The organism is Campylobacter lanienae NCTC 13004 (genome assembly GCF_002139935.1).
Taxonomy (GTDB): domain Bacteria; phylum Campylobacterota; class Campylobacteria; order Campylobacterales; family Campylobacteraceae; genus Campylobacter; species Campylobacter lanienae.
Genome location: NZ_CP015578.1, coordinates 872955 through 887917 on the forward strand (window position 1 = coordinate 872955; position 14963 = coordinate 887917).

At 34.6% G+C, this 14963-nt stretch carries 15 protein-coding genes; 10 read left to right on the forward strand and 5 right to left on the reverse strand.

The features are described 5' to 3' along the window. Positions 1-31: 31 nt before the first annotated feature. Positions 32-199, forward strand: a complete 168-nt coding sequence (locus CLAN_RS08290; protein ID WP_167368935.1) for a hypothetical protein — start codon at positions 32-34, stop codon at positions 197-199. Here the strand turns inward: CLAN_RS08290 and CLAN_RS04455 are convergent. From CLAN_RS04455 to CLAN_RS04470, 4 genes are read right to left on the reverse strand one after another with little or no spacing between them, the layout of a single operon-like run. Further along, positions 188-421: a hypothetical protein gene (locus CLAN_RS04455; RefSeq protein WP_096013668.1), complete on the reverse strand. Its 234-nt coding sequence runs from the start codon at positions 419-421 to the stop codon at positions 188-190. The two genes, CLAN_RS08290 and CLAN_RS04455, sit on opposite strands and share 12 nt — an antisense overlap. Continuing rightward, positions 421-1434, reverse strand: a complete 1014-nt coding sequence (locus tag CLAN_RS04460) for a DHH family phosphoesterase (protein WP_096017252.1) — start codon at positions 1432-1434, stop codon at positions 421-423. Before CLAN_RS04460 ends, CLAN_RS04455 begins: the two co-directional genes overlap by 1 nt. A 12-nt stretch (positions 1435-1446) precedes the next feature. Next, on the reverse strand, positions 1447-3618 hold the full coding sequence (gene flhA / locus CLAN_RS04465; protein WP_100590686.1) for a flagellar biosynthesis protein FlhA: 2172 nt from the start codon (positions 3616-3618) through the stop codon (positions 1447-1449). Between the two features lies 1 nt (position 3619). After that, a complete protein-coding gene (locus CLAN_RS04470) occupies positions 3620-4024 on the reverse strand; it encodes an Rrf2 family transcriptional regulator (protein ID WP_096013178.1) in 405 nt (134 codons plus the stop codon). Between the two features lie 173 nt (positions 4025-4197). Between CLAN_RS04470 and murJ the strand changes: the two genes are divergently transcribed. The 4 genes from murJ to CLAN_RS04490 are packed head-to-tail and all read left to right on the forward strand — an operon-like array spanning position 4198 to position 9418. Continuing rightward, positions 4198-5595: a murein biosynthesis integral membrane protein MurJ gene (gene murJ, locus CLAN_RS04475; protein WP_100590687.1), complete on the forward strand. Its 1398-nt coding sequence runs from the start codon at positions 4198-4200 to the stop codon at positions 5593-5595. Next, positions 5582-6958 carry a cysteine--tRNA ligase gene (gene cysS / locus CLAN_RS04480; protein ID WP_100590688.1) on the forward strand — a complete coding sequence of 459 codons (1377 nt, stop codon included), beginning with the start codon at positions 5582-5584 and terminating at the stop codon, positions 6956-6958. The genes murJ and cysS overlap by 14 nt, the downstream gene beginning before the upstream one ends. After that, positions 6934-8661, forward strand: coding sequence for an ABC transporter ATP-binding protein (locus CLAN_RS04485; RefSeq protein ID WP_232045865.1), 1728 nt, complete (start codon positions 6934-6936; stop codon positions 8659-8661). Before cysS ends, CLAN_RS04485 begins: the two co-directional genes overlap by 25 nt. Position 8662: 1 nt before the next feature. After that, positions 8663-9418 (forward strand): RusA family crossover junction endodeoxyribonuclease, encoded by a 756-nt coding sequence (locus CLAN_RS04490; protein ID WP_100590689.1) that lies wholly within the window; start codon positions 8663-8665, stop codon positions 9416-9418. Here CLAN_RS04490 and CLAN_RS04495 read toward each other — a convergent pair. Then, positions 9415-10287 (reverse strand): hypothetical protein, encoded by an 873-nt coding sequence (locus CLAN_RS04495; protein WP_100590690.1) that lies wholly within the window; start codon positions 10285-10287, stop codon positions 9415-9417. The genes CLAN_RS04490 and CLAN_RS04495 overlap by 4 nt on opposite strands. 138 nt (positions 10288-10425) lie before the next feature. Between CLAN_RS04495 and CLAN_RS04500 the strand changes: the two genes are divergently transcribed. Genes CLAN_RS04500 through pgsA form a run of 5 tightly spaced genes read left to right on the forward strand, consistent with a single transcriptional unit; the run spans position 10426 to position 14949 of the window. Beyond that, positions 10426-11484 (forward strand): quinone-dependent dihydroorotate dehydrogenase, encoded by a 1059-nt coding sequence (locus CLAN_RS04500; RefSeq protein WP_100590691.1) that lies wholly within the window; start codon positions 10426-10428, stop codon positions 11482-11484. Continuing rightward, positions 11485-12732: a M16 family metallopeptidase gene (locus CLAN_RS04505; protein ID WP_100590692.1), complete on the forward strand. Its 1248-nt coding sequence runs from the start codon at positions 11485-11487 to the stop codon at positions 12730-12732. Next, positions 12729-13622 (forward strand): 4-hydroxy-tetrahydrodipicolinate synthase, encoded by an 894-nt coding sequence (gene dapA / locus CLAN_RS04510; RefSeq protein ID WP_096013172.1) that lies wholly within the window; start codon positions 12729-12731, stop codon positions 13620-13622. Before CLAN_RS04505 ends, dapA begins: the two co-directional genes overlap by 4 nt. Next, positions 13622-14410 (forward strand): enoyl-ACP reductase, encoded by a 789-nt coding sequence (locus tag CLAN_RS04515; RefSeq protein ID WP_096013171.1) that lies wholly within the window; start codon positions 13622-13624, stop codon positions 14408-14410. Before dapA ends, CLAN_RS04515 begins: the two co-directional genes overlap by 1 nt. Further along, the gene (pgsA, locus tag CLAN_RS04520) at positions 14410-14949 is read left to right on the forward strand and encodes a CDP-diacylglycerol--glycerol-3-phosphate 3-phosphatidyltransferase (protein WP_100590693.1); all 540 of its coding nucleotides are present in this window, start codon (positions 14410-14412) and stop codon (positions 14947-14949) included. Before CLAN_RS04515 ends, pgsA begins: the two co-directional genes overlap by 1 nt. The last annotated feature ends 14 nt before the right edge of the window (positions 14950-14963 follow it).

A 14963-nucleotide genomic window follows, 5' to 3' on the forward strand; every position in this document is an offset into this window, starting at 1 on the left:
ACAATAATAATCTCAAATCAAAGGAGAGAAATTGAGTAATCTAACAGCAAAAGAGAGAGATGAATTAGAGCATATTTTTGCCCAAATTCAGATTAGTAGATTTAAATTTAATATCTGGCATCACTATAAAACATTAAATAAAAGAGGCCAACTTGCCATTAGATTACTAAAACACAAAAGCAAAAGGCTATTTAAATAGCTCTGGGTAGTTCTTTTTCATATATTCTACCACAGCTATAACCTCATCTACGCCACTAGCGTCGCTACCTTCTAAGACATCATCTATAACATCGATATATCTATCAAATGCGACATTTACAAGCTCTTTTTTAACCCCTGCGTAATATAGCATACCCAAAGTCGCTAACTCAAGCTCATAGCTCATCTCTTCTAGCGTAACATCATTTTCATAATTTTTCATCATAATTCTCCTGTTTTTTTATTTATCAAATTTACAACTTGTGATTTTATCTCATCATAATTATAACTATCTACAAATCCAGCAAAAAACCCACCACTAGCATTTTTATGACCGCCGCCATCGCAAAGCTCTTTTGCCATTTGGCTCACATCAAAATCCCCATTAGATCTAAAGCTCATACTCTTTTTACTAGTCATATCTATGAAGAATTCAAATTCAGGATTTGCCACTAGAAAATCATTGCCAATCACACTAGCACTTCCTATATTATAAGTCAAAATTCCCTTACTACCACGATAATTAATGCTAAATTTATCCTTATTTGACGCAAGGCGCCTTACAAGATAGCTTGAGTTAAGATTGCTTAAAGTATCATCATTCTTAAGATAAAAAAACTCCTTCTTAATCGCATGAAGTCTATTATCAAGCTCGATATGAGCATTATTTAAACTTAAAAATTCAAAAAAGTTCTTGATAAGAAAAAATATATACTCTATATGCTCATCTTCAAACATAACTTTATTTATCTCTTTAGCCCCAGCGATCGCACCCATACAGACCTTACCAAGCTCAAAATTTGGATCATTTTTAAGCCATATATCTACAGCATTTACAACATCACAATAGGCCTTTAAACGCTCATCTTCGCCAAACATCGCACTAAAAAAATCATAACAAATTTTAGTCGCACTTCTAGAGCTATCTAGATAATACCAAGGAAATATCTTAGCGCAATCAGCCCCCGTTTGGTGATGATCAAGCAAAATTAGCTTGACATCTTTGTCTTTTAGCTGATCTTGATAGCTTTGGCATTGTGCTTGGGTTAAATTCAGATCTGTGATTAGTATAATAGCCTTTTCATCTGTAATTTTGGAGATTATGTGTGACATCTTTTTGTCTATCTCTTTACCATAATTTGAGTTATAAAATTCAATATTTTTAAGATAAAAATTACTAACAAACTGACAAGAGTATCCATCTAAATCAGTATGACTAAGATGATAAATTTTCATTTTATTCCTTTATTAAAGTTCTGGTATCTCTATAGTACCAAGAGTTTCAAACTGCGTATTTGGCGCAATCTCAGCAAAGCTAAGCACCGCAATATCGATAGAGAAATTCTGCGCAATACTAGCTATAAATTTACGAATACTAGGCTCAACGCAAAGCACCATAGCACCCTGTTCGCTAATAGGGCGATTCTCTCTTTTTGCTCTTAATGCACTTACTATAGCTGAAGTTTGAGCGACATTAATCATCATTGTGTATGCTCCATCTTTATAACTTAGGCTATCAATGAGCTTTTGCTGGGCTGGAGCATCTAAAATATAGAAATTTAATTGACCATTTTCATCAGCATATATAGATGTTATAACCCTTGCTAGGGCTGCTCTAACATGCTCTATTATCATATCTAAATTCTTACTAACTTCTGCCACATCGCTAATAGCTTCTAAGATACTAAGCATATCTTTAATAGGGATATTATCTTTAAGTAAGGCTTTTAATACCTTTTGAATAACGCCCACGCCAACTACTTTTAGAGCATCATCTACTACTACGGAGTATTCTGATTTTACCTTTTCAAGGATATTTTGAACCTCTTGTTTGGTTAGCAATTCACTTGCGTTTTGTTTGACTAACTCACTCATATGAGTAGATATCACACTAGCGGCATCTACAACGGTGTAACCGCTTAATATCGCATCTTCTTTATAATTTTGATCTATCCATAGAGCATCAAGCCCAAAGGCTGGGTCTTTGACTGCGATACCATCGATATCTGCACTCACATATCCACTATCCATAGCCAAGCACTTATCAGGATAGACAATGCCTGAGCCGATTACTACGCCTTTTAATTTAAATTTATACTCATTTGGGCCAAGCAAGATATTATCTCTTAATCTAATTTTTGGCATCAAAAATCCAAGCATTGTAGCCATATTTCGCCTCATAGCCCTAATTCTCTCTATCAAATCCCCATCAGCAAGCTTCAAAAGCCCATATCCTAAATCCAACTCTAAAATTTCAATTTTTAAGATATCATCAATCTTAGCTTGCTCTTCCATAGCGATCTCTTCATCGCTCTTTTTAGGCATTTTATTTGTAGATGGTTGATTGGCTTTGCCTGTGGCGTTTGATTGCTGGGTGGATTTCTTGCCATCTTTGATAGCACTAAAATCTATCTTGCCATCTTCAATCTGTTTTAATATAAATCCAATTCCCAAAAACAAAAGCCCCATAAATCCAAGTGATAGTGTCGGAAGTCCTGGCACCAAAGCAAACATAAAAAGAATAAACCCAACTATCAAAAGCGTTTTATACTCACCAAGAAGTTGTGATACCACCCCTTCTGCGAAGTTATCTTCATCTTTACTGGCTCTAGTTATGATAATTGCAGTTGCTGTTGAAGTGATAAGTCCAGGAATTTGACTTACTAATCCATCGCCAATTGTAAGAATAGTATATGTAGAAGCGGCATCTTTGATAGCCATATCATGCTCAAAAGAGCCGATCAAAAATCCACCGATAATATTTATAATTGTGATGATAATACCAGCTACCGCATCGCCTTTTATAAATTTAGATGAACCATCCATAGCTCCATAAAAATTCGCCTCAGATATGATATCTTGGCGTCTTTGCTTGGCTGCTTGTTCATCTATCAAACCAGCATTTAAATCCGCATCGATCGCCATCTGCTTACCAGGCATCGCATCTAGAGTAAATCTAGCTTGAACTTCACTTACACGAGTTGAGCCTTTAGTTACAACCATAAAATTTATAAGCACCAAAATACAAAATACAATAACACCAATTACATAGTTGCCACCAACTACGAATTTACCAAAACTAGCGATGATATCACTCACAGCCTCAGGGCCATTGTGGCCTTCGCTTAAGATCATTCTAGTAGTTGCTATATTGAGCGCTAATCTAAATAGAGTAACTATCAAAACAAGAGTAGGAAATGTGCTAAGATCTGTTGGCTTGGGTATATAAATTGAGATTAAGATTATAAGTACAGATATGGCTATTGATAAGGCTAAGAAAAAATCAAGCACCCCACTAGGTAAAGGCACAATGATAATAGCCAAAATAGCTACAATGACAAAAACTACAGTTAGGCTCTTAGCCTTCATTATTGGCGCTAAAAATGGCGCCACCATTGTCAAAATATTTCGTTTAGCCAAATTATTTCTTCATAATATCAGCTAAGGTTATCTGATCTAAAAAGTCATCAATTCGCACTTGCAAGTCATTAAACATAGGCCAAATTTGACATATATCGCCTTTGTTGCTTGGACAATCGCATCTAGAGTTAGCACACTCAAATACATTTACTTTGCGCTTTTCAGCACTCTCTAAAATACGCTTAATACTCAAATTTGATGGCTTATCGGCTAGAACAAATCCGCCATTTGCCCCTTTAAAAGAGTTTAATATCCCCTCTTTGGCTAAATTTTGTAAAATTTTGGCTAGAAAACTTTTTGAAATTCCAAGCTCTGTAGATATGGTATCTACATCTTTTGGATAGTTTGATTGCGATAATAGTATCAATGATAGCATAGCATATTCACTAGCTTTGGTAAATAACACCACTACTCCTTAGGATTTAAATTCGATTATTCTACTAAAAAATATATTAATATTAACTTTTTTTAGAGTATAATACCGCTTAATTTTTAATATTTTAAAATAACTATAATATTTTTTTATAAACTTTCTTTTATTGGTTATAAAGCTGTAAATTAAATTTGGGAAATTAATATTTGCTTAAACATTTTTTTACAAATAGTATTGGAATTTTATGCTCTAGGGTGCTTGGATTTATCAGAGATTTAATGACCGCAAATGCCCTTGGTGCAAGCATTTGGAGTGATATATTTTTTGTAGCTTTTAAGCTGCCTAATCTCTTTCGCCGACTCTTTGGCGAGGGGGCATTTTCTCAAGCTTTTATGCCAAATTTAGTAAAAGTATCACAAAAAGGGCTATTCGCTGCTGAAATTTTAATCAAACTTACCATTACTATGCTAATTCTAAGCTTGATAGTTATGCTATTTGCTCCGCTTGTTACTAAGGCTTTGGCCTATGGATTTAGTGATGAAGTTATAGCTCTTGCTGTGCCTTTGGTTAGAATCAATTTTTGGTATCTTTTGGCTATTTTTATAGTTACTTTACTCTCAGCTTTATTACAATACAAAAATCACTTTGCCACCACTGCTTTTAGCACTGCGTTTTTAAATATCTCGATGATAATGGCTCTATTTTTAGCTAATGATTTAGACCAACAAAACGCCGCTTTATACCTTAGCTGGGGTGTTGTAGTAGGTGGATTGCTTCAAGTTTTATCACATATTATAGCGCTTAAAAAGCTAAATTTACTCCGCTTATTAACCCTTGGGATAATCAAATTCGCAAAAGGCAAGAGAGCTAAATTTAATAAATTTTGGCAAAATTTCGGCCATGGGATCATCGGTAGTAGCGCCAATCAATTGAGCGATTTTATCTCTACATTTATAGCAAGTTTTTTAGCTACTGGGGCTATAAGCTACCTATATTATGCTAATAGAATTTTTCAATTACCATTAGCTCTATTTGCCATCGCTCTCTCAACTGCGATATTCCCTAAAATCGCCAAAGCCATCAAAAGTGATAATAACCAAACAGCTCTAAATTTACTTAAAAAGAGCTTTAATTTGCTATTTTTCTTGCTACTATTTTCTACTATTGGTGGGTATATTTTATCAAAAGAGATTATTTGGCTACTATTTCAAAGGGGTGAATTTAGCTCACAAAATACCATAGAATCGGCCAAGGTTTTACAAATGTATATACTTGGGCTTTTACCATTTGGGCTTTATAAGCTATTTTCGCTCTGGCTATATGCCAAAATGCAACAAAAAATCGCCGCCAAAATAGCTATATATTCGCTATTTATCAACACAATTTTATGCTTAATTTTCTTTAAGCCTCTTGGTGCTAGTGGATTGGCTTTGGCTAGTTCTATAAGCGGTCTATTTTTATTAGGATATGCGATTTGTGTATTTGGTTTTAAGCAATTTTTAGATATAAGTTTAAACAGATTAAATTTAATCACCATAATTTTAGCGGCTATTTTTGGATATTTATTAGTAGAATTGAAGGATTTTGTCTATGCAAATTTATGATACGGTGTTAAAGAAAAAAGTTGATTTAATCCCATTAAATAACAATGAGATAAATATATATGTATGCGGTCCAACCGTTTATGATCATGCTCATCTAGGGCATGCTAAATCTAGTATTAGTTTTGATCTACTTAGGCGAGTTTTAATAGCGCTTGGTTATAGTGTTAAATTTGTTAAGAATTTCACTGATATAGATGATAAAATACTAGCCAAAATGAGCTCAACTAATCAAACCTTAGAACAGATAACAACACATTATATAGATAGATATCTTAGTGATATGAGAGCTTTAAATGTCTTAAACGCCGATATAGAGCCAAAGGCCACTAACTATTTAAATGCTATTATAGATTATATTCAAAAATTAGAGCAAAATGGAGCCACATATAGGCTTGAAGATGGAATTTACTTTGATACAAGTAAAGATGAAAAATATCTAAGCTTAAGCGGTAGAAAAGATGAAAATCTCATCGCTAGAGTATCAAGCAATGAAAGCAAAAAAGATGATAAAGATTTTGTCTTATGGAAATTTGATGAGAATTGGTATGATAGTCCATTTGGCAAGGGGCGTCCTGGCTGGCATACTGAGTGTGTGGCAATGATTGAAGAGATATTTGCTAAGACAATCGATATACACGCCGGTGGGGCTGATCTTCTCTTTCCGCACCATGAAAACGAAGCCGCACAATGTAGGTGTGCATATCATAAAGATCTAGCCAATCACTGGATACACAATGGCTTTATACAAGTAGATAATGAGAAGATGAGTAAGAGTTTAGGCAACTCATTTTTTATCAAAGATGCCCTAGCTATCGCACCTGGCGAGGCGGTGAGATTTTATTTGATGAGTAGCCATTATAGAGCTAATTTTAACTACGATATATCTGATCTGCTCTCTAGCAAGAAGCGACTCGATAAAATTTACAGACTTAAAAAACGCTTAAGCGGAGTTGAGCCTAGTAGGGTTGATGATGAGTTTAAAAGCTTGATTTTAGATGCTTTAAGTGATGATTTAAATATCTCAATAGCCTTAGCCAAAATAGATGAAATGGTAAATCAAGCTAATACAAATTTAGATAAAGAGCCTAAAAACAAAGCCTTAAAATCCACGATTATGGCCAATTTAAATTTCATTAAAGAGACTCTTGGGATATTGTATCAAGATGAATTTGAGTGGTTTCAATATGGCTTTGATGAAGCACAAAAAGAGCAAATTTCAAATTTAATCAAAGCTAGAAATGAAGCCAAATCGGCTAAAAACTATGAAAAAGCGGATTTAATAAGAGATGAGCTAAACAGCCTTGGAGTAGCCATAATGGATACACCAAATGGAGTTAAATGGGAGAAAATATGGGTGGAATAACAGAAGTTTTTAAAAGATTTAAATCATTTTATAAAGAGTATATACCACAATTTATTATAGCGATTATTGGTATGATTATGGCTAGTGTGGGGACTGCGGTATCAGCGTGGCTTGTTAAACCTGTGCTTGATTATATCTTTATCCAAAAAGATGAAACCCTGCTATATCTACTTCCATACGCAATTATCGCAATATATTTTATCAAAAGCCTTGGAGTATATCTACAAGCATATTTTACAGCCTACATAGGTCAAGATATCGTAAGACGATTTAGATACAATCAATTGGCAAATATTTTAAGCCTTGATATGAGCTTTTTTCATAAATATAGAAGTGGCGAGCTTATGAGTAGGATTATGGGCGATATAGAGAGAATTCGCTCAATAGTATCAAATTTGATCCCAGAATTAGTGCGTGAGTTTGTCACCATCATAGGACTACTTTGTGTAGTAATCTACCAAAGCCCTACTCTAGCACTATTTTCTCTAATAGTACTACCAGCGGCGTTTTATCCACTATCAAGACTAGCTAAAAGAATGCGTAAAATCAGCCGAACATCGCAAGAAACCTCAAGCGATATAACATCAGTTTTAAGCCAAATATTTTCTAATATTGAGATAGTCAAAGCCAATAACGCACAAAAAAAAGAGCTAGATAAATTTGGCGCCCAAAATGATAAAATCTTTAAACTAAATTTAAAATCTGTCAAAACAAACACCCTAGTAAGCCCAATGATGGAGACTCTAGGCTCAATCGGCATTGCCATCACTATCATCATAGGTGGTCAGCAAGTTATAGATGGCCAGATCACTGTTGGGAGTTTTTTTAGTTTTCTTACAGCTTTGTTTATGCTCTATACGCCAATCAAAAGACTAACTGCTATATACAACCAAATGCAAGATGCCATCGTAGCTAGTCAAAGAACATTTGAGCTACTTGATATGAGCCCAAGTATAGTTGATGGGAGTATTGATTTCCCATCTAGGGTAAATTCAATCACAATCCAAGATCTGAAATTTAGCTATGGCGATAAGGTAGCACTAAATGGGATAAATCTCAAAATTTACAAAGGTCAAATGATAGCCCTAGTCGGAAGTAGCGGTGGGGGCAAAAGCACACTTATAAATTTATTAATGAGATTTTACGATCCAGACTCGGGTATAATATTAATTAATGAAAATGATATTAGTGAATTTAAACTCCACAGCCTAAGAGAAAATATCGGTCTAGTAACCCAAAGAGTCTATATATTTAACGATACAATCGCCGCCAATGTAGCTTACGGCGCACCACTAGATGAAACCAAGGTCATAAAGGCTCTTAAAATGGCAAATGCCTATAGCTTTGTCCAAAATTTAGATGATGGCATATATACAACACTTAGTGAATATGGAGCCAATCTAAGTGGCGGCCAAAGACAAAGAATAGCTATAGCTAGAGCCTTATATCACGACCCGCAAATTCTTATATTTGATGAAGCTACAAGCGCACTCGATAATGAAAGCGAAAAAGAGATAACCAAAGCCATAGAGAACTTAGGTCAAGAAAAGATAGTAATAGTAATAGCCCATAGGCTCACAACTATCAAAAACGCAGACAAAATCGCCGTTATAAGCTCAGGTAAAATAGTAGGTTTTGACACAGATGAAGTGTTAGAAAAAGAGTGTGAAATCTATAAAAATCTAAAATCAACAATCCACTAAAATGAAACAGATAATAGTATATAAAGATAAACCAGCTAGCATCAACAATAAAAATGATAACGCCAAAACAGCATATCAAAATAGCTTAAGAAAAGTAGCAAATCAGCAAGATGCTTTTATCATGGATGGCGATTTGATCGTAGATATATTATGGCAACAAAGCAATCCAGCAGATATAGATAACATCATCAAATACACTCTAGACGCACTAAAAGGAATCTGCTATAATGATGATAAAAGCATTATTAAACTCACAATATCCAAAGAGCACTCCACGAATGATCAACTCACAATCACTATAAAAAGCAAATTTATAATATCTAAATTTATCAAAAAAATAGTATTCAAAACCATCATAAAACCGCTATTACGATATATAAATTCAAATTACCAAGATATGCTAACAGCTCAAATCCCAAAACCAAAAATAGAACCAATCCCAAAAATCTCCCCACCTAAGCCAATAAATCAAAATAATGATATAACCACCAATCTCACCCAAGATATAATATCAGCCCTAAATAGTCAAAAAAACAAGATAGATATAGTTGAATTTAGCATAAAAGGGCAAAAAATAATACTATATCCACAAATATCGCAAAATCTATCAGCCAAAGAGAGATCAAACACCATAAAATCCATTCAAGAAAGCTTAATTAACACTTTATCAAATAGAGATTATTTAGCAAATTTCCAAATATCCTTCGGGTCTAACGCCTCTAAAAACGCCAAAAAAATAGTCATAAATAAAATTTAAACCGATCTCCACACAGCAATTGAAGTTGGATTAAATGGATCAGTCCTACAACTATGCTCTAACATAGCATCTTCGATGATTATATCACCATTTTGATTAGCCTTTTTAAGCGTTGAAGCGAAATTTAAATTCCAGCCATTTTTTATAAAAAATTTACGATGCTCCTTGCTTACTTCACCTAAATCTTTTATTTGAAACCCAAAAGGCTCGCCATTTATACACCTGACAAATGGAGCGATACTAGCTACAACCTTAAACCAATTATCAGGTATCTCCTTAACTTGCTCAATCGTATGATATGTAAAGACCAAAACACGCTTACCAAAATCTAATTTTTTATCAAATTTAGGCTTTAAATGGTTAAAATGAAAAAACTCAGCTCTCATATTTGGCTCAATACTAGCTAATTTTTTTGCCATTTCTACACCGCTACTAGTAAATTCGCCACCAAAATATCTTAAATTCACCCCGCCACCATTATAAAATATCTTAAAAAGATTTTGTCCATATCCACAGCCTAGCTCCACCACACTATCATACTCATCAAATGATAAAGCATCAATAATAAAATCAATAAAATTTGTCTTAGTATAAAATGGAACCAAAATAGTCATACCATTTAAAGATGTTATACCATAATGAGGAATATCAGCAAAGTTAAATTTCTCACTCTCGCTCTTTTTTCTTTTCCACTCATAATTCCCATCATCATTAATAGCTAAATGATAATACCGCTCCTTTTTCTCTAATTCGCCAATCACTTGAAGAGCGTTATACCCCCCCATATTTATAAATTGACTCATAAACTCCGCCCTTATAGCCCAAGCATTTTCATAAAAATTTTGCCATTTTTTCTCTTGATAAGCCATTTTAGCCCCTTTTTTGATATTTTAAATTTATAATTTTGATTATATCTATAAATAGCCTAAAATATGATAAATTTTATCAATCATTATAAGCAAATTTAAGCAAATTTTAGCTAAAATGGCGAATTTCAAAGGAAAGTAATGAATTATCATGATATTAAAAAATTTCTATTTAAACTAAACCCAGAAACCGCCCATAAAATAGCTGAACTAGCTATGCGAACATCTGTCAAAATACCATTTGTTAGCGACTATTTTGTGGATAATTTTTGTTTCGTTGATACTAAATTATCGCAAAATATTTTTGGATTAAATTTCTTAAATCCTATCGGAATTGCCGGTGGATTTGATAAGAATGCGACAATGATTTTACCGCTATGTGCTTTAGGATTTGGCTTTTTGGAGTATGGAACGCTCACCCCAAAACCACAAATTGGCAATCCAAAGCCAAGGCTATTTCGCCTAATAGAAGAAAAAAGCATTCAAAACGCTATGGGGTTTAATAACGATGGATTAGATAAGATCAAATCTAGAGCCGCCAAATTATACCCATTTAGCCTACCACTCATCGCAAATATCGGTAAAAACAAGATTACGCCAAATGATAAGGCTATTAAAGATTATGAGATTTTAGTTAGTGGGCTTGATGGTTGCTGTGATGCCTTTGTGATCAATATCAGCTCACCAAATACACCAAATTTAAGGGATTTACAAAGCGAATCTTTCATCAAAGATCTATTTGGCGCCATAAGCCAACTAACCCAAAAACCACTAATTTTAAAAATCGCCCCAGATATGAGTATTGATGCGGCTATATCGCTTTGCTTATCTGCTACAAATGTTGGATTTAAAGGGCTAATAATCAACAACACAAGCGTGGATTACTCCCTTAGCCATAATGCCAAAGATTTTGGTGGTCTAAGTGGCCAACTTATCAAAAACAAGAGCAAAGAGCTATTTAAAGAGGTTGCCAAAGAACTTTTTGGTAAGGCGATTTTGATTAGCTGTGGCGGAATAGATAACGCAAATGAAGCTTATGAACGCATCAAAATGGGTGCGAATTTGATACAGATATACACTAGTTTTATCTATGAAGGCCCTAGTATCTGTAAAAATATAAATAACCAACTACTAAATTTAGCCCTAAGCGATGGATATGAGAATATCTCTCAAGCTGTTGGCGTAGATATAAGGAGATAAATGCTACCAAAATTCAGCAAAATCACCCTAGAAAATGGATTTGAGATCTATCACACTCCACTTAATCTAGGCTCAAATGTCATTAGCATAGATCTATACTATAAGGTTGGCTCTAGAAACGAAACAATGGGTAAAAGTGGAATCGCACATATGCTAGAGCATCTAAATTTCAAAAGCACAGACAATAGAAAAGCTGGAGAATTTGATCAGATAGTAAAGGGTTTTGGCGGGATTAATAACGCTAGTACCGGATTTGATTTTACTCACTATTTTATCAAATGCTCAAGCCAAAATTTAGATACTTCACTAGAGCTTTATGCTGATACTATGTCAAATTTAAGCCTTAGAGAAGATGAGTTTTTGCCTGAGCGTGATGTGGTTTTAGAAGAGCGTAGATGGCGCACAGATAATAATCCAACTGGAATGCTATATTTTAGACTATTTAACCACGCTTTCATCTATCATCCATATCACTGGACTCCGATTGGATTTATCAATGATATCCAAAACTGGACTATAGATGATATTCGCAATTTTTGGTCTATATATTATCAACCACAAAATGCCTTTTTGATGATTACTGGCGATATCGATAAAGAGAGTGCCTTTAATCTAGGTAAAAAGCATTTTGAAAATATCCAAAATCGCTGCGCTATCCCTACTCTACACTGCATAGAACCCGAACAAAATGGTGAAAAATCCCTAATAATTCGCAAACAAAGCGATGTGGATATGATAGCAATAGCCTATAAAATTCCACCATTTAACCACGAAGACCAAACTGCATTAAGCGCCATTGGCGAATACCTATCAAGTGGCAAAAGCTCTCTTTTTGAGCGAATTTTAATTGATAAATTAAATTTAGTAAATCAAATTTATGCCTATCCTATGGAGAGTATCGATGAGAATTTATTTATAATTATCGCTATTTGCAACCCTGGCATAAAAGCCAAAATAGTCAAAAAAGAGATCTTAAAACTATTAAAACAACTAAAAACTAGAGATATTGACGCTGATGAGCTAACTAAGATTAAAAATTGCTTAAAAAGCAACTTTATCTACTCTCTAAGTAGTGCTAGCAAGCTAGCTAATCTATATGGAAGTTATATCGCAAGGGGTGATATAGAGCCACTTTGGCAACTCTCAGATAGAACTAGCAGACTCACTACTCAAGATATCAAAGAGTGTGCTAGTAGATATTTTAACAAAGACAAATCAACTACAATTATACTAAAAGGAACCAAATGAAAAAGAGTATTTATGGAGCGATGACAGCTCTAGTAACGCCTTTTAAAAATGGTAAAATAGATGAAAATAGCTATGAAAAGCTTATAAAACGACAGATTAAATATGGCATTGACGCAGTTGTGCCTGTAGGAACTACGGGCGAGAGTGCGACTCTTACTCATGATGAGCATAGAATATGTATAGAGATAGCTGTAAATGCGTGTAAAGGTAGCAATGTCAAAGTGCTAGCCGGAGCTGGAAGCAACGCTACTCACGAAGCTATAGGTCTAGCTGAATTCGCTCAAAAATGTGGCGCTGATGGTATATTATCAGTGGCTCCATACTACAATAAACCAACCCAAGAAGGATTATATCAACACTACAAAGCTATATCCAAATCAGTAGATATACCTATCTTGCTATACAATGTCCCATCTAGAACGGGATGTGATATATTGCCAGAGACAATTATAAGATTATTTAATGATTGTGATAATATCTATGGAGTTAAAGAGGCTAGTGGCAATATAGAAAGATGCGTTGATATCCTAGCTCATGAGCCTAGAATTTATCTATTGAGCGGTGATGATAGTATCAACTATCCTGTGCTAAGCAATGGCGGTAAAGGTGTTATCTCAGTAACATCAAATTTATTACCTGATCAGACTTCAGCACTTACTAAATACGCTTTGGATAATGAGTTTTTAAAAGCAAAAGAGATCAACGATAAACTATATAATATCAACAAAATTCTATTTTGCGAATCAAACCCTATACCTATTAAAGCAGCTATGTATATAGCTGGGTTAATAGATACTTTAGAGTATAGGCTTCCACTTGTAGCACCAAGTGAGCAAAATCTCAAAAAGATAGAATCAGTAATGAAAAATTATGATATAAAAGGATTTTAATGAATTGTTATCATGAAGAATTTAAAGGCAAGACCTTAGTTATCAGCGGCGGAACTAGAGGAATTGGTAGGGCTATTGTGCTTGAATTTGCTAAATATGGCACCAATATCGCATTTACCTACAACTCAAATGAAGAGATGGCTAAAAATCAAGCTTTGGAGCTAGAAAGAGATTTTGGGATAAAGGCTAGAGCTTATGCTCTAAATATCTTAGAGCCTGAAACTTATAAAGAGCTATTTTTAGAGATTGATAAGGATTTTGATAGAATTGACTTTTTTGTATCAAATGCAATTATCTCGGGTCGTGCGGTAGCTGGTGGATATACTAAATTTATGAAGCTAAAACCTCGTGGAATAAACAATATATTTACCGCTACCGTTAATGCCTTTGTAGTTGGCTCTCAAGAAGCAGCCAAAAGGATGGAAAAGGTAGGCGGTGGTAGCATTATCAGTCTAAGCTCTACTGGAAATTTAGTCTATATAGAGCATTATAGCGGACATGGCACAGCCAAAGCCGCAGTAGAAGCTATGGCTAGATACGCAGCAACAGAGCTTGGAGAGAAAAATATAAGAGTCAATGTCGTAAGCGGTGGCCCTATAGAGACAGACGCCCTAAGAGCCTTTACAAATTATGAAGAGGTTAGAGACGCCACAGCAGCGCTAAGCCCACTTGGTCGCATGGGGCAGCCAACAGATTTGGCTGGGGCTTGCCTATTTTTGTGTAGCTCAAAGGCTAGTTGGGTAACTGGGCATACATTTATAATAGATGGCGGTACTACATTTAAATGATGAATTTACCAAATTCTCTAGCTATTTTTCGCATACTTTTGGCGCCATTGATGTTCTATTTTTTGTTACAAATCAATGGAAATAATAACGAAGTAGAGATTAGTTGGCTTAACTACTTTTGTGCTTTGACCTTTGTGGTGGCTAGTATTACTGATTTTTTTGATGGATATATAGCTAGAAGCTGGAATCAAAAGACAAAATTAGGTGCAATACTAGATCCATTAGCTGATAAAATGCTGATTTTAGCGGCTTTTTTGGGTCTTATGATAATAGATAGAGCCAATGCGTGGGCTGTGTATATAATACTTGTTAGAGAGTTTTTCATTACTGGATTTAGGGTAGTTATGGCGAGTGAAAGTATCGATGTAAGTGCATCCATAGCTGGTAAGGTCAAAACCATCATGCAGATGGTGGCCATAGGATTTTTATCCATGCAGTGGTGGGGCGGTGAGATTTTGTTATGGATTGCTGTAGCTATCACGCTATATTCTGGTTATGAATATATACACGCATATATAAAACATATAAGAAAAATTTAAATTTTGGAGAGATA